This window comes from Noviherbaspirillum malthae (genome assembly GCF_015352985.1).
Lineage (GTDB): Bacteria > Pseudomonadota > Gammaproteobacteria > Burkholderiales > Burkholderiaceae_D > Noviherbaspirillum > Noviherbaspirillum malthae.
Genome location: NZ_JACYXF010000091.1, coordinates 1 through 20622, shown reverse-complemented (window position 1 = coordinate 20622; position 20622 = coordinate 1). Strand labels below are relative to the sequence as shown.

At 57.7% G+C, this 20622-nt stretch carries 20 protein-coding genes and 2 pseudogenes; 16 read left to right on the top strand and 6 right to left on the bottom strand.

Going from position 1 to position 20622, the window contains the following annotated elements; genetic code table 11:
- Positions 1–255: 255 nt before the first annotated feature.
- On the bottom strand, positions 256–1266 hold the full coding sequence (locus IGW03_RS34410) for an LLM class oxidoreductase (protein WP_228536274.1): 1011 nt from the start codon (positions 1264–1266) through the stop codon (positions 256–258).
- Positions 1267–1470: 204 nt separating this feature from the next.
- Here IGW03_RS34410 and IGW03_RS34405 point away from each other — a divergent pair, with 204 nt between their 5' ends.
- Together IGW03_RS34405 and IGW03_RS34400 are read left to right on the top strand one after the other, a co-directional pair.
- Positions 1471–2055 carry an Hsp20/alpha crystallin family protein gene (locus tag IGW03_RS34405; protein ID WP_194726909.1) on the top strand — a complete coding sequence of 195 codons (585 nt, stop codon included), beginning with the start codon at positions 1471–1473 and terminating at the stop codon, positions 2053–2055.
- Between the two features lie 39 nt (positions 2056–2094).
- Complete coding sequence (locus IGW03_RS34400) at positions 2095–2328, top strand: DUF6566 family protein (RefSeq protein WP_194726908.1); 234 nt, start codon at positions 2095–2097, stop codon at positions 2326–2328.
- 95 nt (positions 2329–2423) lie between these two features.
- Here the strand turns inward: IGW03_RS34400 and dnaK are convergent, their stop codons facing one another.
- Both dnaK and grpE read right to left on the bottom strand, forming a co-directional pair.
- Entirely contained in the window at positions 2424–4349 is a 1926-nt protein-coding gene (gene dnaK / locus IGW03_RS34395) for a molecular chaperone DnaK (RefSeq protein ID WP_194726907.1), read from the bottom strand.
- 66 nt (positions 4350–4415) lie between these two features.
- Complete coding sequence (gene grpE, locus IGW03_RS34390) at positions 4416–5009, bottom strand: nucleotide exchange factor GrpE (RefSeq protein WP_228536273.1); 594 nt, start codon at positions 5007–5009, stop codon at positions 4416–4418.
- Between the two features lie 377 nt (positions 5010–5386).
- On the opposite strand from grpE, the gene IGW03_RS34385 reads away from it, so the two are divergent.
- On the top strand, positions 5387–6568 hold the full coding sequence (locus IGW03_RS34385; protein WP_323745062.1) for a S1C family serine protease: 1182 nt from the start codon (positions 5387–5389) through the stop codon (positions 6566–6568).
- 199 nt (positions 6569–6767) lie between these two features.
- On the opposite strand, the gene IGW03_RS34380 is transcribed toward IGW03_RS34385, so the two are convergent.
- Entirely contained in the window at positions 6768–7223 is a 456-nt protein-coding gene (locus IGW03_RS34380; RefSeq protein WP_194726906.1) for a PRC-barrel domain-containing protein, read from the bottom strand.
- 1322 nt (positions 7224–8545) lie between these two features.
- On the opposite strand from IGW03_RS34380, the gene IGW03_RS34375 reads away from it, so the two are divergent.
- From IGW03_RS34375 to IGW03_RS34340, 8 genes are all read left to right on the top strand, one after another.
- Positions 8546–9136: an HdeD family acid-resistance protein gene (locus IGW03_RS34375; RefSeq protein WP_228536272.1), complete on the top strand. Its 591-nt coding sequence runs from the start codon at positions 8546–8548 to the stop codon at positions 9134–9136.
- Between the two features lie 108 nt (positions 9137–9244).
- A complete protein-coding gene (locus IGW03_RS34370; protein WP_194726904.1) occupies positions 9245–9580 on the top strand; it encodes a DUF5335 domain-containing protein in 336 nt (111 codons plus the stop codon).
- Between the two features lie 331 nt (positions 9581–9911).
- The gene (gene trxC / locus IGW03_RS34365; RefSeq protein WP_194726903.1) at positions 9912–10361 is read left to right on the top strand and encodes a thioredoxin TrxC; all 450 of its coding nucleotides are present in this window, start codon (positions 9912–9914) and stop codon (positions 10359–10361) included.
- Positions 10362–10365: 4 nt separating this feature from the next.
- Positions 10366–12513 carry a putative bifunctional diguanylate cyclase/phosphodiesterase gene (locus tag IGW03_RS34360; protein ID WP_194726902.1) on the top strand — a complete coding sequence of 716 codons (2148 nt, stop codon included), beginning with the start codon at positions 10366–10368 and terminating at the stop codon, positions 12511–12513.
- Positions 12514–12693: 180 nt separating this feature from the next.
- Complete coding sequence (locus IGW03_RS34355; protein ID WP_194726901.1) at positions 12694–13257, top strand: DsbA family protein; 564 nt, start codon at positions 12694–12696, stop codon at positions 13255–13257.
- 139 nt (positions 13258–13396) lie between these two features.
- Positions 13397–14572 carry a class-III pyridoxal-phosphate-dependent aminotransferase gene (locus tag IGW03_RS34350; protein WP_194726900.1) on the top strand — a complete coding sequence of 392 codons (1176 nt, stop codon included), beginning with the start codon at positions 13397–13399 and terminating at the stop codon, positions 14570–14572.
- A gap of 443 nt (positions 14573–15015) precedes the next feature.
- Positions 15016–16287, top strand: coding sequence for an FAD-dependent oxidoreductase (locus tag IGW03_RS34345; RefSeq protein WP_194726899.1), 1272 nt, complete (start codon positions 15016–15018; stop codon positions 16285–16287).
- Between the two features lie 34 nt (positions 16288–16321).
- Positions 16322–16594 carry a UBP-type zinc finger domain-containing protein gene (locus IGW03_RS34340; protein ID WP_194726898.1) on the top strand — a complete coding sequence of 91 codons (273 nt, stop codon included), beginning with the start codon at positions 16322–16324 and terminating at the stop codon, positions 16592–16594.
- A gap of 42 nt (positions 16595–16636) precedes the next feature.
- Here IGW03_RS34340 and IGW03_RS38775 read toward each other — a convergent pair whose 3' ends face one another.
- Positions 16637–16759, bottom strand: a complete 123-nt coding sequence (locus IGW03_RS38775) for a hypothetical protein (RefSeq protein ID WP_267253652.1) — start codon at positions 16757–16759, stop codon at positions 16637–16639.
- 177 nt (positions 16760–16936) lie between these two features.
- Here IGW03_RS38775 and IGW03_RS34335 point away from each other — a divergent pair, with 177 nt between their 5' ends.
- Positions 16937–17887 carry a DnaJ C-terminal domain-containing protein gene (locus IGW03_RS34335; RefSeq protein ID WP_194726897.1) on the top strand — a complete coding sequence of 317 codons (951 nt, stop codon included), beginning with the start codon at positions 16937–16939 and terminating at the stop codon, positions 17885–17887.
- Complete coding sequence (locus tag IGW03_RS34330) at positions 17884–18219, top strand: chaperone modulator CbpM (RefSeq protein WP_194726896.1); 336 nt, start codon at positions 17884–17886, stop codon at positions 18217–18219. The genes IGW03_RS34335 and IGW03_RS34330 overlap by 4 nt, the downstream gene beginning before the upstream one ends.
- A 54-nt stretch (positions 18220–18273) precedes the next feature.
- Here IGW03_RS34330 and IGW03_RS34325 read toward each other — a convergent pair.
- Positions 18274–18521: pseudogene (locus tag IGW03_RS34325) on the bottom strand (phosphate-starvation-inducible PsiE family protein); the annotation flags it as partial.
- Between the two features lie 554 nt (positions 18522–19075).
- Here IGW03_RS34325 and IGW03_RS34320 point away from each other — a divergent pair.
- The 3 genes and pseudogenes from IGW03_RS34320 to IGW03_RS34310 form a co-directional block, all read left to right on the top strand.
- Positions 19076–19306 (top strand): hypothetical protein, encoded by a 231-nt coding sequence (locus IGW03_RS34320; protein ID WP_194726895.1) that lies wholly within the window; start codon positions 19076–19078, stop codon positions 19304–19306.
- A 71-nt stretch (positions 19307–19377) separates the two neighbouring features.
- A complete protein-coding gene (locus tag IGW03_RS34315) occupies positions 19378–19626 on the top strand; it encodes a hypothetical protein (RefSeq protein WP_194726894.1) in 249 nt (82 codons plus the stop codon).
- Positions 19627–20383: 757 nt separating this feature from the next.
- A pseudogene (locus tag IGW03_RS34310) lies at positions 20384–20500 on the top strand (IS5/IS1182 family transposase); the annotation flags it as partial.
- Positions 20501–20622: the final 122 nt, after the last annotated feature.

Genomic DNA, 20622 nt, shown 5'->3' with positions numbered 1-20622 from the left:
CCCTCCAACAGGGGACGAACTTGGTCAAACTGTTCACGACTGATATCGCTTGGATAATACTTCCTGCTCATTCCGGATCAATGTCATTACAAACCTGGTTTGGACAGAAAAATATCGATCACGTTCTAAGGAGTAGGGCCCCAACATGATGGGCTGGAACAGCGGCTCCGAAGCGGATTGTGAAGCTCTCTCTGGTGGGGCGGCTTGTGACGACGTGGACATGATGTTTACCTCCTCAGAATGCGGACCGGAAGATTAATGGGGGGAATGTGCGGCCGTCGACATGCCTGCTGCCAATTGCGGCAGTACCTCCTTGCCGATTTCCTCCAGGACTGAGCCGGCATCGCGTGCCCCATATTTCAGATTGAGGATGACGTGGTTCACCCCGATCGCCTGCAGCGCATCGAGGAAACGCAGGACGAAATTGCGGCCACCCCGGAAGCCCAGGTGAATCGATGTCGGCGGCTGGTCGGGATTGTCGCTGAGATCGACATAGAAGGATTGCGCGAAAGGTTTGAACGAGCCGGGCGCGGCGGTCTCCACCGCGGCCCGCCAGTGCGCGACAACTTCTGCCTGCCGTTCAATGCCGCGCGGATAAGTGATCCAGCCATCGGCATGCTGCGCAATCCACTCCAGGCGCTGTCCGCTATGACCGGTGACAAGCATTGGCAGTCGGCCCGTCGGTTTCGGCACCAGATCGGCGCTGCCGTACAGTTCACCATAGGATGAACGCACGGTCGGAAACTCGTTGTACAGCACGGCGCGGATCACTCCAAGGTTTTCGCGAAACAGCGCGGAGCGCTGTTCGAAGTCTATGCCGAATGCGGGGAACTCCACCGGACGGTCGCCGGACGCGAGGCCCAGAACCAGGCGGCCGCCCGATAGCTGGTCGACCGATGCGGCGGCTTTTGCGGTGTGCAACGGATGGCGAAGCGGCAGAACGATGGAACCGGTGGCCAGTGCAATCTCGCGTGTCTGCGCCGCAATCCAGCCGAGATAGACCCAGGGATCGAACACCTGTCCGACATCGCCGAAGCTCGGGTCACGTAGCGGCACATCGCGAAACCACAGCGCGGCGAAACCCAGTTCCTCGGCACGGCGGGCAAGGTATTCCTGGTGTTGCATTGACGGCTGGTCGCGCTCGAAAGCCTCGATCGGAAAAAAAACGCCCAGCGTCAGCCCGCTCGGCTCGAACATGCGCTGGAAGCCTTTACCGTCACTTGCCTTGGCGTCTTTGTTTGGGGTCAGCATGTTGGCGGTCGCCATCTCTTTCTCCGCTCTGTTTGAAGATTCGGGTTCGCTGTATTCGCTGTACGTAGCAATTCGCATGCCGCAGGTGTTATGCGTCAGCGTGAGGGATCTGTGCTCATACGGTAGCCATGTGCCGGTCCGAATTTTGCAAACAAGGTTCGTAGATCTACGGATCTGCACTGTTTAATCGGAACTTCGCTCCATTTTTTGGAGGCAGTCATGAATTTAGTCAGACGTGATGGTTCGCATGGCTCGGCATACCGGCCCAGATCGCTCGACGAACAGGTGGGACGGATGGTCGAGGATATGTTTGAAGACCTGTTTTCTTCTACGCTCATGCCTTATTCTTCTGTATCAAGAGCCGATCAGGACGTGATCACTCCGCGCGTGAGCCTGACAGAAACGGACCAGGCATATGAAGTCGAAACTGATATACCCGGAATCGAAAAAGACGACGTCAGAATTTCGATCGAGAACCGGCGCGTGACGATTGAAGCGGAAGAAAAAATGGGCGCGGTGTCGCCACAGCGACAGTCTGCGCAATCGGGACAGCCTGCACAGTCGGGGCAATCCGCGCAATCGGGGCAATCCACCCAATCGGGACAGTCTGCGCAATCGGGGCAATCAGGACGGCAAGGTCAGCAATCCAGAATGGAACGCTATTACAGAAGATATGCCGTCAGTTTCATGCTGCCCGCGGAAGTTGAGGACACCAGCGCGCAGGCGAGACTGGAGAATGGGGTATTACGGCTGACTCTTCCGAAAAAACAGGCGGCGCAGGCCAAGAGGCTTACCGTCCAGTAGCCGGGTGTGCGAGTGGCCGCAGGGACATGGAGGATCATCATGGACCACCAGCAAGTCGAATACAAGGGATATGGCATCCGGCCGATAGCCGTTCCTCAGGGCGAAGACATGTACTTCGGAGGATATGAAATCTCGAAAGATGGCAAGGTCGTCAGCGTGCGGAAAAATATCATGCCGGGATTTTTCTATCGCGATGCGGCGCTGATAGATAGCGTAGAGCACGCCAAGCTCGAAATTGAAAACCTTGTGTCCATGCGAGGGCATGCCGATTGACATGAAAATCGCGGCCCGAACGGCGAACGTTCCGGGCCGACGGGCACTGCGCCGCACTGTACCCATATCGGCGCAGTGCGGCTTTTTCGTGAAGCTTATTTCTTCACCTCCTTGAACTCGGCGTCGACCACGTCATCTTCTTTCGGTTGGCCGTTATCGGTCGCACCTTGCGCCGCCGACCGGGCATGCTGCTCTGGGCTGGCTTCTGCCTGCATCGCTTCACCCAGTTTTTGCGCCGCGGTCGTCAGTGCCGCAATCCTTGAGTCGATCAGTGATTTGTCGTTGCCCTTCAACGCCTCTTCCAGGTCCCGCATGGCGGCATCGATCTTGTCCTTGTCCGCAGGATTGAGTCTGCTGCCATATTCTTCCATCGCCTTTCTGGTCGAATGCACCAGCGCATCGCCTTCGTTGCGTGCGGTTGCCACTTCCTTGAGGCGCTTGTCCTCTTCCGCGTTGGCTTCGGCATCGCGCACCATCTTCTGGACTTCTTCTTCGGTCAATCCGGAATTGGCCTTGATGGTGATTTTGTTTTCCTTGCCGCTCGCCTTGTCTTTCGCGCTGACATGCAGGATGCCGTTGGCGTCGATGTCGAACGTGACTTCGATTTGCGGCATGCCGCGCGGCGACGGCGGAATGCCTTCGAGGTTGAATTCGCCCAGCGCCTTGTTGCCGGCCGCCATTTCACGCTCGCCCTGATAAACCTTGATCGTCACCGCAGGCTGGTTATCCTCGGCAGTCGAGAACACCTGGCTGAACTTGGTCGGAATCGTCGTGTTCTTCTCGATCATCTTGGTCATCAGGCCACCCAGCGTTTCGATTCCCAGCGACAAAGGCGTCACGTCCAGCAGCAGGACATCCTTTTGCTCGCCGGTCAGCACCGCTCCCTGGATCGCCGCGCCGACGGCGACGGCCTCGTCCGGGTTGACGTCCTTGCGCGGATCCTTGCCAAAGAACTCCTTGACCTTTTCCTGCACCTTGGGCATGCGGGTCATGCCGCCGACAAGGATGACATCGTCAATGTCCGACGCCTTCACGCCCGCGTCCTTGATCGCGATGCGGCACGGCTCGATGGTGCGCGTGATCAGTTCCTCGACCAGGGATTCGAGCTTGGCGCGCGTGATCTTCATGTTCATGTGGACCGGCGCGCCATTCGCCATGGCGATATACGGCTCGTTGATCTCGGTCTGCTGGGTCGAGGACAATTCGATCTTGGCGCGTTCGGCAGCGCTCTTGATGCGCTGCAGCGCGATCGGGTCCTTGGACAGGTCCAGGCCGTTGATTTTCTTGAATTCGCCGATGACATAGTCGATCAGGCGCTGGTCAAAGTCCTCGCCACCGAGGAAGGTATCGCCATTGGTGGATAGCACTTCGAATTGTTTTTCGCCCTCGACATCGGCGATCTCGATGATCGAAATATCAAATGTGCCGCCGCCCAGGTCATATACCGCGATCTTGCGATCGCCTTTGTGCGCCTTGTCCAGGCCGAATGCCAGCGCAGCCGCGGTCGGCTCGTTGATGATGCGCTTGACGTCCAGACCGGCGATGCGGCCGGCGTCCTTGGTGGCCTGGCGCTGCGCGTCGTTGAAGTAAGCCGGCACGGTGATCACCGCTTCGGTGACTTCCGCGCCGAGATAGTCCTCGGCCGTCTTCTTCATCTTGCGCAACACTTCGGCTGAAATCTGCGGTGGCGCGAATTTTTTGCCGCGTACTTCGATCCAGGCGTCGCCGTTATCGGCCTTGATGATTTTGTACGGCATCAAGTGAATATCCTTTTGCACCTCCGCTTCATCGAACTTGCGGCCGATCAGGCGCTTGACCGCGTAGATGGTATTTTGCGAGTTCGTTACCGCCTGCCGCTTGGCCGGCGCGCCGACCAGGACCTCGCCATCTTCCTGGTATGCCACCACTGACGGCGTGGTGCGCAATCCTTCCGAGTTCTCGATCACCTTGGGCTGCCCCGATTCCACGACGGCAACGCATGAATTGGTCGTGCCCAGATCGATACCGATTGTCTTGCTCATTGCTTTTCTCCTTCAAGTGCTTGAGTGGCCTGGATATTCGGGTGGAAGAAACTCCGATGCAGCGATTCAGGGTGGATTTACTTGGCTCGCGTTGCCTTGCGTGCTTGGTTGCGCAACGGTGACCAGGGCGGGACGCAGCAATCTGTCCGCGATCAGATAGCCCTTCTGCAGCACGTTGACGACGGTATTGGGCGGCTGGGTTGACGGCACTGTCGAGATTGCCTGCTCCCTGTCGGGATCGAACCGGTCGCCCGGCTTCGGATTCACTTCCGTCACGCGGTTCTTCTCGAACGCCGACGATAATTGCTTGAGCGTCATGTCAACGCCTTCCCTGAGCGATTCCACCGATGGCGTTTCGACCGTGAGCGCCATTTCCAGGCTGTCCTTTACCGGCAACAGCGCGCGTGCGAAGTCGTCGTTCGCGTATTTATTTGCATTGGCAAGGTCTTCCTGTGCCCGCCGGCGGATGTTTTCAACCTCGGCCTTGGCGCGCAAAAAGGAATCCTGCATTTCTGCGAGGCTGGATTCCGCCCGCGCAAGCTGCTCCGCTAACGGCGGTTCGCCAGTGTGGGCATGTTTGCCCTCCTGGGGTGACGCGTCAGGCTGCGAGAATAACTCCGCGGAGGTTTCCCGGTTACTCATTTCGTTTTGGTTCTGCATCAAATCATCTCCAGCATGCATCGGCAATCGCCGTTTTGAAAAATGAAAACGGGAATGCGTTCCCGTATCACGTCTTTGGGGATGACGACCGTGCCATCCGCAAGTGGGGAGGCGGGCCGAACCCGTCCCATGAAATGACCCATGGAGTCGCATTGCAGGATGCGTACCTGCTTGCACGGGGTCGAATGATCGATGCACGGCCGACGGTCGGCTGCAATCGGCACACAAGCTTGGCATATGAATTGCGCTTCACCGTGCATACCCATGCACGGCATGCGAAAGATGCGACTGCGGGGTCATTGCGACATGGCAGCCAGACCTGTTTAGAGCGAATCCGGCCGGGTCTGTCCGACTGACCAACATGCAACCAGGAGGCCATGATGTCCGACCGTCATGCTACAGAATTCGTGCTGGCGTCAATCGCTTTTGCACTGATCGCCGGTTGCGGCGAAAAAAAGGACGCCTCGGCCCCGCAGGCGCAGCCCGCATCTACAGCGTCCGTGGCTTCGGCGCCGACGGTGGAGTTGCCCAGCTTCGTTACGCTGGTAAAGAAAGAGGGACCTGTGGTAGTCAATGTCACTACCGTTCGCACGGTGCGGCAAAGCGCCGAAGCCGCGCCGGGTATGGCGCCGGACGATCCCATGTACGAATTTTTCCGGCGCTTCCTGCCGCAACCGCCTACTCAGGAGTTCCAGGCGCAGGGGCTTGGCTCCGGCTTCATCATCACCCAGGACGGATATATTCTGACCAATGCGCACGTGGTCGCCGATGCCGATGAAGCGACCGTCGGGCTCACCTCGAAACGGCAATTCAAGGCGAAGATCGTCGGCATCGATGCGCGTACCGATGTCGCCCTGCTCAAGATCGATGCAAGTGGTCTGCCGTTCGTGAAGATCGGCGACCCGGGTAGGCTGGAAGTCGGCGAGTGGGTGGCGGCGATAGGAGCGCCGTTCGGATTGGAAAATACCGTTACTGCAGGAATCGTGAGCGCGAAAGGGCGCTCGCTACCGGAGGATACCTATGTCCCGTTCATCCAGTCCGACGTAGCGCTGAACCCCGGCAATTCCGGCGGTCCGCTGTTCAACATGCGCGGGGAGGTAGTAGGCATCAATTCGATGATCTACAGCCAGACCGGCGGCTACATGGGCCTGTCGTTCACCATTCCCATCGATCTGGCCATGGACATCAGCAAGCAGTTGCAGGCCAGCGGCAAGGTAACACGTGGCCGTATCGGCGTGCAGGCCCAGGATTTGAGCGCCGATATGGCGGCATCATTCGGTCTGACAGAGCCAAACGGCGCCCTGGTGGCCATGGTGGAAAAAGGCGGGCCGGCAGACCAGGCGGGGAAACAGCCAGGCGATGTGATTCTTGCCTTCAATGAGAAGCCGGTCCAGAACTCTGCAGATCTGGCCCGCCTGGTGGCGGGAACGAAGCCGGGGACCACTGCCACGGCCGACATATCGCGGAAAGGCGCGCGCCAGTCGACGAAAGTAACGGTACCCGAACTGCCGCCGGAGCCGCCGGCACGTGCGGCCGGTCGCCCGAGGCCGCCCGGCTAGAGTGCTTTCGGTCTGACTGTGCCGCAGCCAAAGCGCCCGGGATCGACGGTACAGTCAGACCGGTCAGACCGAAAGCCTCTAGAGTCTCGCCGGGGTCTGTTTGAGAAGCTGCTGCGCACTGCAATCACCGCAATATGTGCAATTTCTAATATCGACAAGCTATTTGCTTATTCACTGCGCACCATTTGCGCGGATCATTTCACTTGCGAACGTACTCAAAGGGTGGCAGAGCCTTCAGCGCAGCCTTCGTCGCTCCAGGCAGAACCAGCTGCTTGCCTTCCAGCCTGATCTGCTCCATCGGTATGGCCACGTCGTTCCTTCCGATCCCGAGAAATCCACCGACGCCGATAATGGCGAATGAGGCGACAGGGAGCTTTGTATCAGCGGACCGGCTGACGATCAGGTCTTCGATCTTCCCGATTTTGTCCTTTTGATCGTTCGTCACGGTCTTATCCAGCAAATCCTTTTTCGCGCTCCATCCTTGAACCACTGCCTCCATTTCCACCACGGTGACCCCGAGCGGCGCCCTGCCTGCAACCGGCGGATTCGCGGTACCGGATGCGCCGGAGCTGCCGGGCCGTTCCTGCTGAGCTGCTGCGACACCGGAGAGAAGATACAGGATAGTGGTTGCGGTAATGAGGAGAGGACGGTTCATGGCGGTTTCCTTCACGATGGATTGTCTGATTGTCCTTTCGGACAGCGACGACGCCCTCGCGCAAAAATGCGGGCAGGCATGCAGGCGACAAATTCGGATAAGTATTCCCATCGCTTGACCTGCTGTTGCCGAAAGGGCCTCCACGCCGCCATTTGAGGAGTGACGGCATCATGCAAACGCCAGCAATTCGCATGCCTCAAAAATAGGCACTGGGACAGCATGAAGACGCTATTGACAACAAATCGCACTGCCGGAGAGCGGTGCCGCAATAAGCGATGAGCGGATCTTTCCAATCGCGCCCCTTCGTTAATGAAGAATCCGCGCTATGCATCTTGTATTTGTAGTTAACACACATGATCCAAGTGTCACCGATACGATCTGACCCAGGCTTTATGCGGTCCGAAGAGAGGCGCAAGAGCGCCGTTTGAACGAAGTACCTACACAATGTACGCGCTACACGGTGCAGGCCATGCCTGAGCAGGTTTACCTGTGTCCTGATAAGAGCGGATTCGCACCCGCACTTTTGATCGCCGCCGCGTCTGAAATTTAAGTTTTGTAATTCACACGCATGACCCAAGTATCACCGACTGGAGCTGTCCTAGGCTTTATGCGGCCTGAAGAGAGGCGCAAGAGCGCCGTTTGAACATAGTACATAAATAATGTACGCGTTACACAGCGCAGGCTATGCCCGAGCAGGTTTGCCGGTGTCCTGATATATCAGATTCGTATCCGGGCTTTTTATCACTGCCGTATCGGAATCTTATGGTCGAACATTCCGCACACCCGTGACCGATCGTCTCATGCCTCATCACTGGTTAAGGAAGCGTACACACTAAGTCAAAACGCGTGGTCATGAGCGAGCGAAGCGCGGCTGACACAGCGCTAATAGCAAATGCCGTGCCTTGATCAAGGCGGGATATCCCATGCACTTCTCCGGGCCGCGGGTCGCCCCCCTTCCAGTGAACGCGGACCTGGAACACGAACTCCGAAAACGCACCCTATACTCGGATGAAATCCGCTCTAGATTCGGCGACCCGATAAATTTAGCCTTTGTTCGCAAAGCATGCGTGGAGGGAAAGGAACGAAGCGTTCTCCGCTCACCAGGCTGTCCGCATTGCTGACGCGGCCTGCCCGGATCCCGCCGGCACCCTTGCGCAACGTAGCAGGAGATGGACGAACGCCGGATTCCCGAGCGCAAGGCCTTCCCGTGTTGGCATATCAATTGCGAACGGCAGGGTGACTAGGACCGCCTTGCGGCGGAAGCCAAAGCGAAGCCAGGCCGGATGAATATTGATATGAAGGAGGTTATCAGGATGAAGCAAATGCTTTCGCGATCGTGGCGCATGCTTGCATTGCGCGGCGTGATCGCCATTCTGTTCGGCGTGCTGGCGCTGGCTTGGCCCGACCTGACACTACTGGCATTTGCAGCCTTGTTTGCTGCCTATGCGCTGCTCACCGGAGTGGTACTGGTGGTCGGCTCCATAAAAAGCAGAAAGGGCAACGAGGACTGGTGGCTGCCGCTCATGGTCGGCCTGGTCAGTCTCGGCGCGGGTGCCGTCGCGGCCATACATCCGGGTCTGACCGCGCTGGTCCTGGTCCTTGTGGTCGGAGCCAATGCATTGATTACCGGTGTGCTTGATATCGCCACTGCAATACGCTTGCGCAAGACCATCCGGAACGAGGGACTGCTGATCCTGAATGGTGTTGCCTCCCTTGTATTCGGCGTGCTGGTTTTCCTGTTCCCCGATGCGGGGGCACTGGCGCTTGTCTGGCTCATCAGTTTTTATGCGAGCCTCAGCGGCATCCTGCTGCTGGGATTCGCATTGCGCCTGCGCGCCAGGACCAGAGGGACGACGGTGGAAAAAGACAGGAGGACCATACCGGACCGGCGTCTGTCGGCGGTCCATCCTTGACTACCGGGTAAAGGACCTGGACGGCCAGGTTCCGTGCGGACGGCGTCCCCGTCGGCAATGCTTGGCCAATCAATGTCCGCCCCATCATTCAGAAAATGGAGAGACTTCATGGCCTTATCCAAACTTGAAAAGCAGAAATGGCATGCCTATTTCGACCACATGTCGAGAGTCCTCGATGGCAAGCGCGTTGAAATCGAAGTCGATGCACTCGCCATCGGCAGCCAGATCGAGGCCGAATGGCTGCCTTTGCTGGGCATTACCTATGATCCGAAAGACGACATTGTCGAAGTTGCACTTGAAGGACTGGATCACATGATCCACAAGCCGCGCGACGTGTTCGTGGATCAGAATGCAGTTGACCTCAGCAGCGTGGAGGTGATCGATAACGACGATTTTCGGCACATCATCAAATTGCGCGATCCCTTGATGCTGCCGCCGCCGTGATCGCCCGGCATGCGGATTTTCGCGAAGCTGGAAGTGGCGAGCATAAGCTCCGGCCTCCGGCTATGGCGTTTACGTATCGAACACGACGGGGATTCCTGAAGAAACCGTGGAACACGTCGCGGTGGCCGAATGCGGCCGCCGCATCGACATCCTTCAGGGCGGTGCGGAAAGGATGTCAATCCAACGTAAAGCGCGGGTTCGGCCGATGAAACCAATAAGTTGCATCCAAGCTGACAGACCGTCAGGCCTGGGGCTCGCGTTGCTTCGATCACCTCGGCGAACCCGTCGGTGCATCGATGAAGAAGATGTCAGCGATTTTTAGAGGATTCCAATGAGCGACTTTCTACATATTGTCTGTCCGCATTGCGCTACCGTGAACCGTCTCCAGGCCGAGCGCCTGAACGAACAGCCAAGCTGCGGCAAATGTTCGCGCGCTATCTTTACCGAAAAACCCGTCGAGGTCGACGGCGACGGCTTCACGAAACATGTCACGCGCAACGACATCCTGGTACTCGTGGATTTCTGGGCGCCCTGGTGCGGCCCTTGCCTTACGATGGCGCCCGCCTATGAAGAGGCCGCGCAGCGCCTCGAGCCCCGGTTCCGCCTTCTCAAGCTGGATACAGAAAAGGCGCAGGACCTGGCCGCGCGTTACAGCATCCGCAGCATTCCCACCCTCGCGCTGTTCAAGAATGGACGTGAAGTCGCGCGTCAGGCCGGCGCGATGAATGCCGGGCGCATCGTTGCATGGGCGCAGTCCCAGGCCAGCACGCAGCCTGCGTAGGAAAATGAACGGCATGGAAGATTCAGGCCGGCAGCGAATGCCGGCATCCGGCTTCGGCAGCGAGCAACAGCTGCGGGAGGTCCTGGACAGCCTCAGCCCCTCCGTGTTCGTCGGTCTGTTGAGCGTTGACGGCATTCTGACCTACGCCAATCGGGCAGCGCTCGAAGCTGTTGGAGCAAAACTGAAAGACGTGCTGGGCAAGCCATTCGACGCCACGCCCTGGTGGAGCTTTTCGGAGATATCCAGGAATAGACTGCGTGATGCGATCCAGTCTGCCGCCATCGGGGTGACTTCGCGCTTCGAAGTTCCTTTCCGCAATGCGCAGGGTCAGGTACGGACCCTGGATTTCACGCTTTACCCGATATTCGGCCGCCACGGCGAGGTCGCCTATCTGATTCCATCGGCGCGCGATATCACGCAACGCAAGATGGCCGAACATGCGTTATGCGTCACCCAGTTCGCCGTGGACAATGCGTCCATCGCGATACTTCAGCTGGCGCCCGATGGGCGCATCCTGTATGCCAACAATTCCTGCTCGCGCCTGCTCGGCTACGGCCGCAGTGATTTGATTAAACTGAGCGTCTCCGACATCGACCTCCAGTCGCCCGCAGCCGTGTGGGCCGAGCGCTGGAAGGAACTGAAACAGCGCGACATGCTGCGGTTCGAGTCGGTGTACAGGCATATGGACAGGCATGAAATTGCGGTCGATGTGTCAGCCAGCCACATTGAATACGGCGGCGAAGAATATTGCTTTTTCTATGCGCTGGATATCACTGAGCGCAAAGCGGCGGAAAGGCGCATCTATCACATGACCCACTATGATGCATTAACGGGACTGCCTAACCGCACTTTGCTAAGCGAGCATCTGCAACAGTTGCTGGTGCGCGCGGAAGCGTCCCGGTCGCCCGTAACCGTCATGGTGATCGCTCTGGATAGGCTAAAGCTGGTCAAGGAAGCGCTCAGCCATGCCTACGCCGACGAGGTGTTGCGCAGCGCGACGCAGAGAATCGTGGATTGCGCACGCGGCGAGCACATGTTGGCGCGCCTGAGCGCTGATGAATTTGCGATGGTGATTGCGCCCAATTCAGACGACACGACCGACACGGCCGTGCCGGTGAAGTTGGCGCAATGCATACTCGAATCGATGGCCGCGCCTGTTTCTGTCGAACAGCAGGAGATCTTCATCAGCTGCAGTATCGGCATGGCCGCCTATCCGCGGGACGGCGATACCGCCGATGAACTGGTCAAGAATGCTATCACCGCGCTGGGCAGGTCGAAGCGTCATGGCGGCAATGCGATACACGTCTATTCTTCAAGTTCGGAGAGCAGGAGCCCCGGCCGCCTGCCGATGGAAACAGCGTTGCGCAGGGCGTTAAAGCGTGAGGAACTGCTCATCTACTATCAACCGCAATTATGCGTGTCCACGGGAAGGATCTGCGGCGTGGAGGCATTGCTTCGATGGAGGCATCCAGAAAAAGGGGTGAAGTCGCTGGCAAGGTACATCCCGATCGCCGAAGAAACCGGCTTGATTCTGCCGATCAGCGAATGGGTGCTGCATGAGGCCTGCACCCAGTTTGGCGTATGGTCGCGGGAGGGGCTTTCGGTCGAGCGAATGGCCGTCAATCTGTCGGCACGGCAGTTCAGGCAAAAAAATCTCCCCGGGCAGCTGGCGCGCATCCTGCACGATTGCAAAATTGATCCAGATGTGCTGGAACTGGAGCTGACCGAATCCATGCTGGTGGATGACGTCGAGACGGCAATAAAAATTATGTCCGCCCTTAAAGGCATGGGCATTCGTCTTTCGCTGGACGATTTCGGCACGGGCTACTCAAGCCTGAGCTACCTGAAACGGTTTCCCATCGATACGTTGAAGATCGACCAGTCATTCGTGCGCGAAATCCCGACGGATCCCAGAAGCTCCGCCGTTGCCGACGGCATCATCACCCTGGGGCATCGCCTCGCGCTCGGCGTTCTCGCTGAAGGAGTGGAGACTGCAGAGCAGTTGTCCCTGCTGTATGACAGCGGTTGCGACATGGCGCAGGGATATTTGTTCTGTCGACCTTTACCTGCGGAACAGCTGACCACGCTGCTGCGCGAGCCGCCCACGGATTTCTTCTTGCACCGCAGCCAGAGTTGCAAGACGGTGATGTAATCGTCTAGCAGTCGGCGCCCGGACTTTCATTACTTAGGATGCGGGAATCTACATGACAGTGGCAGGGGCGTCCATGGGAAAAGATCGCCTGGCCCGGCTTTTGCTGATCGTTGTCGAGCCGACGCAGGCGGGATATCCCGCACGCTTGTGAGTTCCGAGCATGTTTAATGAGGTGCCATAATGTCCGATCTAAAAGCTCCGATTACTTCCAATGATCATGTGCAAGGAGATCCGACGGCCGCGGTTACCCTGGTGGAGTATGGCGATTACCAGTGTCCATATTGTGGGACAGCCCACGTGGCGGTCAAACTGCTGCAGCAGCATTACGGCAAGGATCTCCGCTTTGTTTTCCGGAATTTTCCCTTGACCCAACTTCACCCGGAAGCAGTACCTGCTGCCGAAACCGCAGAATTCGCCGGCGTACACGGACGGTATTGGGAAGCGCATGACGCACTCTACGAAAATCAGGCGGCGCTGGTTCTGCCCTTGTATGAAAGCCTCGTTAAGGAGCTTGGTCTATCAGCCGCGGAACTGCGGCAGGCGCTTGCCGAAAACACTTATTTACCTAAGATCAAGGCAGACTTTGACGGTGGCGTGCAAAGCGGAGTCGCGGGGACGCCGACATTTTTTATCAACGGCGATCTGCATCAGGGAAGCTCGGACCTCGGGTCCATGGCTGCGGCGATCGAGGCTTACCGGCTAAGTGCCGGTTTGCATCGCAGCGCGCACCGCAGTATGTTGTGAACGGCTTCTCTATTGATATCAAAAGATTTTGTTATCAGACCGATCCGCTGCTTTTTGTTAGATACAGATAATGGCGTAGGGATCAGGCATCGGACCGATCTTCCCCGCATCCATGGTGCGGCTTAACCGGAGCAAACGAATGACAAGCAAATCTGATGAGCGCCAGTTTCTCGCCAGAGAAAGTCCCGAGGATCTGCAGGTCGTTAGGACCGACGGCAGCTTTCTTTTCGACGCCGAAGGAAGACAGTATGTCGACTTCATGATGGGCTGGTGCGTTGGAAATTTCGGCTGGGGCAACGCGGTATTGCTGGAAGCGGCGGCGCAGTTTGAAGGCCCTGATTATGTGTATCCCGGCTACTCCTATGCGCCATGGATTGAACTCGCATCACTGCTGGTGTCGATTTCACCCGGCTCCTTGAAGAAATGTTTCCGGGCCACCGGCGGCTCGGAAGCCGTTGACCTTGCCTTGCAGGCGGCCATGCTGCACACCGGCCGGGCAAAGTTCGTTTCGGTGGAAGGCAGCTATCATGGCAATACCATAGGAGGGCTTAGTGTCGGATCTTCGGAATACCGAGAAGACTGCAAGAATCTGCTCCCTCTTTGCTACAAGGTCAAACCGCCTCTGAATGCGAAGTCGCTGGCGCAAGTCGAGGCCCTGCTGAAAGAAAGGGATGTCGCCGCTTTCATCATGGAGCCGATCAGCATCAATCTCGGCGTGCTCATTCCCGAAGCTGAATTCATGACCGGCCTCGCGGATCTGTGCAGGAAATATGGCACGCTGCTGATCATGGACGAAGTGGCAACCGGTTTCGGCAGGACAGGAACGCTGTTCGCGTCAGAACAATTTGGTATTGAGCCGGACATCATGTGCGTGGCCAAAGCGATAACCGGCGGGCTTGGGGGGATGGGCGCGATGATCGCGACGGCGCCAGTGGCAAAATCGATGGAAGATAAAGGGAATTTCTATTCCACTTATGGCTGGCACCCGCGCAGCGTCACCGTTGCGACCGCGGCACTAGGCTATATCACAAGGAATAGACAACGCTTGCTTGAAGATGTCGCCGGGACAAGCGAGTATTGCCGGGAACGATTGATGAAGATGCGCTTTACAAAGCCGGCGAGTTGTCGCATTGCCGGACTTGCGATCGGCGTGGACTTCGGCGATGAAAGCCATGCTGCGAAGATTCAGGCGAAATGTCGGCAGGAAGGACTGCTGGTGTCGAACGAAGGGGAGAGCCTGCTATTGCTGCCGGCGCTGAACATCGATCAGGCCACGGCGGCGCAGGGTCTGGACATTCTTGAACGATGTGTATGACGCGGCACCCGGTATTGATATCGGCTTGAGCGGGATCCGCTTGAGCAAGTTGATGTTTTCCCTGTGGTTCAGCAATGTCGGCATACCATAACCAGGAGCGGCACCATGCGCTGTAGTGCTGTCCAATTTCGAAACCGGAAAAAAGCCCGCAGAGTGGCAGCGCTGCGGGCGAACCATTCCCTTGGAAGGAACGGAGGAGGTAATCAATAACCTCTTCCAGAGCACGAACCTTGCCCGCTCACGGTTCGAGCTGCACGGCCCATTTTTTAGAGAGCTGCTTTATATGAACGAACGGGCGACCTTTTTCATGAAGGGCTGCGATCGGTCAGCCTTCTTGCCCGGTTCGAATTTTGCATTTTTCTTGTGCCTTGCTGTGGCCCCAGGCTCCGGTAAGGCAGGGATGTACGGATGATGAGGCCAACGGTATACACACGGAGGAATGCATGCAGGAACAACCCATAGCAGATCGACCGCCGCTCGTGAAAGTCTGCGGTCGGCGCGGCGAGGCCGAAGGATATGCCATCCGCGATTTTCTGTATCGCTGCAGTATACCGTTCGAGTGGATCGAGCTCGATAGCGATGAGGCGGCGCGCACTGTGGCGAAGGTTCAAAGCCTGAAGGATTCGCGGTTGCCGGTTTGTATATTCCCGGACGGTAGTCGTCTGGAATGTCCGACCATCCGGCAGATCATCGAGAAACTTGGATGGTTCGCCAGCCCGTCGCACTCCGAGTACGATGTGGCCATTTATGGCGCCGGTCCGGCCGGGCTCAGCGCGGCGGTATACAGCGCCGCGGATGGCCTCAAGACTGTGCTCGTGGAGCGCTGGGCGCTCGGAGGCCAGGCAGGCAGCAGCTCCAGGATCGAGAACTATCTGGGATTTCCCGAGGGGATCAGCGGTGCGGACCTGTTCGCGCGCGCGCGCGATCAAGCAGTCAAGTTTGGAGTCGAAATCCTGCTGGCGCGCAAAGGCGTGCGCGCCGAATTCCAGCCCGGGAAAGGAATCGGCTATCTGGAGGACGGCACCCGGATCGTGGCTCATGCCTCGATTTGCGCCACCGGCATCGAATACCGTCGGCTCGACGTGCCCGATGAAGGCAGGTTTCTCGGGGCCGGGGTGTACTACGGCGCCGGTGCCAGCGAAGCGACGCTGACCAGGAACGAGGACATCTATATCGTGGGCGGCGGCAATTCGGCAGGCCAGGCCGCGATGCACTTCGCGCAATTCGCCCGGCGTATCTGCATCGTGATCCGAGGAGATTCGCTCAAGAGCACGCTGTCGCAATACCTGATCGACCGCATTTGTTCCACCAAGAATATCTTCGTCCTGCCACGTACCGAGGTCGTTGCCTTGCACGGTGGGGAGGTGCTGGAGGAAATCACGCTTGCCGATCGCAAGGACAACCGCGAATACAAGGTTCCAACCCGTTGGCTGTTCGTGTGCATAGGCGGCGTGCCGCAGACGGAGTGGGCCACCGAGGTCGGCATCGAACGCGACAGCGCAGGCTATCTCCTCACTGGGCCGGATCTGCTGCATGGCCGCGAGCGGCCGGCCAATTGGCAGCTGAACCGCGACCCGTATCACTTGGAAACCAATGTCCCGGGAGTGTTTGCCGCCGGAGACGTGCGACATGGGTCGGTGAAACGATGCGCATCCGCCGTAGGCGAGGGAGCCATGGCAGTAGGGCTGGTGCATCGATATTTGTCGAAGTGCTGAACGGCCGTCGGCCGCCATTTTTCCGGAGCTTGCAATGGCACAGGAATGCGCTCATCTTGACCAGATCATGATCACCGATACCGACAAGCATGTCTGCGAAGACTGTGTCAGGACAGGCAGCAGCTGGGTGCATTTGCGGCTGTGCCTTTCATGCGGACATGTAGGATGCTGCGATTCATCGCCTAACAAGCATGCCAGCAAGCATTTCATCACCTCGGGCCATCCGCTGGTGCGGTCCATCGAGGCGGGGGAAACCTGGGTCTGGTGTTACGCGGATCAAGTCGTGGCAGGAGAATTGCCGAAGTGATGGCCTTCTGGTCCGGGCGCAGGATAGTCGTGCCCGGCATGATTAGCGCGCGGGCAGCGGTGTGACCTGGAATTTTTCGTAACGCCGCAAGTATTCCTTGTCGACCTCGAAGCTCGCCGCTTCGCGAAAATGGCACTCGGACTTGGGTATGCTTATCAGTGCCATGGTGCTGCTTCCTTTCATGTGAATGCCGGCTGAATCGGTCGCGAAAATCATGCCTGTCCGGCGTGGCGTACCGCACTGCCGCCTTCTTCCGAAAGCCTTGCAGTTTTCAGAGAACTCGTACGCGCAAGTTCTGCCTAACATTTAATGTGCCTTCTTGGGCTGCGATGCAGGTATCCAATGAAATACAAGGACTATTACCAGGCTTTGGGCGTCGATCGGACTGCATCGGAAGCCGATATCAAGAAGGCGTATCGCAAGCTTGCGCACCGATATCATCCGGATGTTTCCAAGGAACCCAAAGCCGAAGAGAAATTCAAGGAAATCGCCGAAGCCTACGCCACGCTGAAGGATCCTGAAAAGCGGCAGGAATATGACAACCTCGGCCGGCATCCGGCCGGAGAGGAATTCAACGTGCCGCCCGAATGGCAGCAGCACTACGGCGCCGGCGCGTCGACCTTTGACGATGTGGATCTGGCCGACATTCTCAATGCGTTCAGGGCGGGTAGCCGCAATGACGCGCGCGGCCGCGGGCGGGCAAGTTTTCCGGTACCCGGCGAAGACTATGAGGTGAGCGTCCCTGTCCCGCTGGAAAAAATCTACAGCGGCGGCGAAACCGATGTCACGGTAGAACTGCCTGAATACGACGAGCATGGCCTGCCGCACAGGGTGCCGCATACCTTCCGCGTTACCATTCCCGAAGGCGCGACGGAGGGACAGCGGCTGCGCCTGGCGGGCAAGGGCGGGCCGGGCCGCAATGGCGGCAAGCCTGGCGACCTGTACATCGTCCTGCACATCGCGCCTCACCCGCTGTACCGGGTGAGCGGGCGCGACTTGTACCTCGATCTTCCTCTCGCGCCGTGGGAAGGGGTGCTGGGCGCTGCGGTCGAGATCCCGACTCCGGGCGGCGCGGTCGAACTCAACATCAAGCCCGGCACGTCTTCCGGCCAGCGGCTGCGCCTGGCCCGGCGCGGGCTGCCGACGCCGGGTGGCGGCGCCGGCGATCTGTACGCCGTGGCACGGATAGAGGTGCCCAAGAAAGCCGGAAAACGCGAACAGGAACTGTATGAGCAGCTTGCCGCGGCTTCGGACTTCAACCCGCGCAAACACTTCAGGGAGGAGGCGAAATGAAAGTCAACGCCACGGAGTGGATCTGGCTCAATGAGCAGGGCATCTGCTCGGCCCAGAATTTGGTCGAAGTGTCCGGCTTGTCGAATGAAGAGCTGGACGACCTGATAGAAAATGGCGTCATTGTACCGGTCGACGCCAACGCGCAGCCGATGTCGTTTCCGCTCCGGTACATCGTTGTCGCGAGCATGGCGCGCAAATTGCGCACCGACTTCGAGCTGGACAGGCATGGCGTGACCCTGGCGATGACCCTGATGCAGCGCATCGAAGAACTGGAAATGGAGTTGAATGCGGTGCGCGCACGGCTCGGTCACGGCATGTCGAATTCGAGGTGAGCACGCCAGCTGCAAGAGCGTGCAGGGAAACTTCGGATGAACTGCTCCTGCCGTTTATTCCGACGGCTTCGAATGCCTGCCGTCTCTTTCCTTGACCAGCCAATAGACAATTCCAAGCGCCAGAGTGGCGCCCGCCAGCGCCGCGATGGTCGCGACGTCGATGGAATGAATATCCAGGATGATGAATTTGCGGCTCAAGGCCAGCAGCGCGATCAAAATGACGGTCTTGACCTGAACGTGCCTTCGTCCCGCGAGACGACGCGACTAGTCGAGTGCTTGAACTTTAAGGCGACGAACAGCGTCTGTTGCGTTCATCATCGATAGCCCCGCTATGGAATCCTCCCACGTCTTGCCAGTCGAAAAAATCCATCAGCCTCATTTGGCATATCATAGCTTGGGACTGGTATAAGTCGTTCGGAAACCTGGCAAACGGATTAATTAAGCGCAACTGATAGCCGGCGATAGAATAGGCGAATCTCGCGGAACTCCATGCCCTTGAAAGGGCAGCGCTCCCCGGCACCAAGTTGTCGCGTTCCGCCTTGGTGTAGGGGAAGGGCTATCATGGGGCACAAAACGGACTATATGAAATATCCGTAAGAATTCCACACAAGAATTTTTGGAAAGAGTGCCGCGCCGACTATTGTTCCGGCATTCTAAGGAATTCAGTTAGCGGCTTGCTGATACTGTCAGCAAGCCGTTTTTTTCAGGCCACGAGCAACATGAACGCGTCCTACACGCAATCCGCCAGTTATCTTGATAAACTGTGGCCACGTATTTCGGCCACCCATGATTGGTAGTATTAGACGCGTCAACGCATGTTTCACGACAGCGGCCCTGGCGACTCCCGGTTACCTATATGCTCGAACGAAACGGTTTCAATCGTGTTGAAAGCCACCGACTGAAACAGGTCATCGGCGTCATTTATCTTCCGGAAAGCGAAAGTGTCGCTCATTATTTATATACCAGCCTGACAGTCCGGCTCAATGCGGTGATTCATACGGACCGGACACGAGCGTTCATCTCACTTGAGCGCTCGCCTCTATGGAAGAATATGGAAGTGTCCGAGACCTATCGGTTCAGTGTTTGACCGATCGGGTGAACCATGGAAAGGTAACCGCATCTAAGATCTTTTGATTGAGGACTTCAGGAGGTATCAAAATGGGCGCGAAATCGGGAACTGACAGCAAGGGTAGCCCGAACGACATCGGCAAGTCGGGCAATGATTCGGGTAGTAACGTCAAGGAAGCAAGAGGTCCCTCATACGAGCACAAACAGGGAGCACTCCCGTCGGACAAGAGCGAGGAACATCAAGGAAAGCATCCGCCGAATACGATGTACACCGGACCGAAAGACATGCATCGGACCCTGAATACAGGTCCGGGTACCCGCCAGTCGGACAAGGGCTAACTACGTTGAAGCATATGCGACGATACGCGGCTTCTAGGCTCTCTTCCAGACTCGGTTTGTAAGCTGCAGCCCGCCCCGGATGCGGGCCTGCAGTGCATACTATTCTTATACGTCCAATCGCTTGCGGATTGCTTGTGTGGTAAAGGCTACGCGCAGCGATACTTCGTAGAACTTCGCCTTCGCCCTCCCGTTGGCCACCGCAGTCATTTTTACTCGCGCCATAGAAGGCGAGCACACGCCGGTTTGCATCGCGGCACTCGCCAGCGCGTATCTTCTGTATAAGGTCGTCTTCGATGCAGTCGTCCGAGTCCGAACCTTTCACATGTCCGCCCTCGCTGACGGTTATCAAGGAGACGACAGCGCGCGACGCCGTGCAGTAACGCTGGACGGGTATGCCGCTTTTCATCATGCGAAGCGAGAGCTTTAGAGCGCTTTCGGCTTGACTGTAACTCACGATCCGGGCTGGTTCGCCTGCGGTACTGCGTAGTGTTTCCTTGTCATGGCCGGGGGCGCCGAGTCCGCCATGTCGCGTCACCACGCCTTCCTCCACGAGCTGGCACGCAGGCCAGTTCGGCTTCGGCAGCGCAAACCGGTGGTTTGCGAAACCCTGCCTTCGCCCAGAGACAAATCACATCGGCCTTATCTAGTACAGTCAAGCCGAAAGCGCTCTAGCAGGCTGTTGAAATTCATCCGCATGTAAACGAGCTTTGCGGGGTAGTCGTTAAGGATAGTGTGTTGACGACGAAGGGAGAAGGCGATGCGTGGACTCGATGAGATGCAAGAGAGTTTGTTCACCATGAGCAGGCTGGAGGACTTTGTGCCAGCAGATCATCCGCTGCGGCCAATCCGCTTTCTGGTCAACGATGCACTTAAGGCTACGCTGCAAAAGTAAACGAGATTTGTTGCCAAGCGTTATAGGTGCTATTGATCTCTCCCCGTACGAATGAAGATGAAGCAGCAGACCCTGTCGATGGCCCAGGACCAAGGATTCGAGCA

Excerpts from the sequence above, each read along its gene's own strand:
- IGW03_RS34385 (WP_323745062.1), top strand. The coding sequence starts at position 5,387 with ATGATGTCCGACCGTCATGCTACAGAATTCGTGCTGGCGTCAATCGCT.
- IGW03_RS34410 (WP_228536274.1), bottom strand. The coding sequence starts at position 1,266 with ATGGCGACCGCCAACATGCTGACCCCAAACAAAGACGCCAAGGCAAGT.
- IGW03_RS34340 (WP_194726898.1), top strand. The coding sequence starts at position 16,322 with ATGGCACAGGAATGCGCTCATCTTGACCAGATCATGATCACCGATACC.
- IGW03_RS34330 (WP_194726896.1), top strand. The coding sequence starts at position 17,884 with ATGAAAGTCAACGCCACGGAGTGGATCTGGCTCAATGAGCAGGGCATC.
- IGW03_RS34370 (WP_194726904.1), top strand. The coding sequence starts at position 9,245 with ATGGCCTTATCCAAACTTGAAAAGCAGAAATGGCATGCCTATTTCGAC.
- IGW03_RS34355 (WP_194726901.1), top strand. The coding sequence starts at position 12,694 with ATGTCCGATCTAAAAGCTCCGATTACTTCCAATGATCATGTGCAAGGA.
- IGW03_RS34315 (WP_194726894.1), top strand. The coding sequence starts at position 19,378 with ATGGGCGCGAAATCGGGAACTGACAGCAAGGGTAGCCCGAACGACATC.
- IGW03_RS34320 (WP_194726895.1), top strand. The coding sequence starts at position 19,076 with ATGCTCGAACGAAACGGTTTCAATCGTGTTGAAAGCCACCGACTGAAA.
- dnaK (WP_194726907.1), bottom strand. The coding sequence starts at position 4,349 with ATGAGCAAGACAATCGGTATCGATCTGGGCACGACCAATTCATGCGTT.
- IGW03_RS34345 (WP_194726899.1), top strand. The coding sequence starts at position 15,016 with ATGCAGGAACAACCCATAGCAGATCGACCGCCGCTCGTGAAAGTCTGC.
- grpE (WP_228536273.1), bottom strand. The coding sequence starts at position 5,009 with ATGCAGAACCAAAACGAAATGAGTAACCGGGAAACCTCCGCGGAGTTA.
- IGW03_RS34400 (WP_194726908.1), top strand. The coding sequence starts at position 2,095 with ATGGACCACCAGCAAGTCGAATACAAGGGATATGGCATCCGGCCGATA.
- IGW03_RS34350 (WP_194726900.1), top strand. The coding sequence starts at position 13,397 with ATGACAAGCAAATCTGATGAGCGCCAGTTTCTCGCCAGAGAAAGTCCC.
- IGW03_RS34375 (WP_228536272.1), top strand. The coding sequence starts at position 8,546 with ATGCTTTCGCGATCGTGGCGCATGCTTGCATTGCGCGGCGTGATCGCC.
- IGW03_RS34405 (WP_194726909.1), top strand. The coding sequence starts at position 1,471 with ATGAATTTAGTCAGACGTGATGGTTCGCATGGCTCGGCATACCGGCCC.
- IGW03_RS38775 (WP_267253652.1), bottom strand. The coding sequence starts at position 16,759 with ATGGCACTGATAAGCATACCCAAGTCCGAGTGCCATTTTCGCGAAGCG.
- IGW03_RS34360 (WP_194726902.1), top strand. The coding sequence starts at position 10,366 with ATGAACGGCATGGAAGATTCAGGCCGGCAGCGAATGCCGGCATCCGGC.
- IGW03_RS34335 (WP_194726897.1), top strand. The coding sequence starts at position 16,937 with ATGAAATACAAGGACTATTACCAGGCTTTGGGCGTCGATCGGACTGCA.
- IGW03_RS34380 (WP_194726906.1), bottom strand. The coding sequence starts at position 7,223 with ATGAACCGTCCTCTCCTCATTACCGCAACCACTATCCTGTATCTTCTC.
- trxC (WP_194726903.1), top strand. The coding sequence starts at position 9,912 with ATGAGCGACTTTCTACATATTGTCTGTCCGCATTGCGCTACCGTGAAC.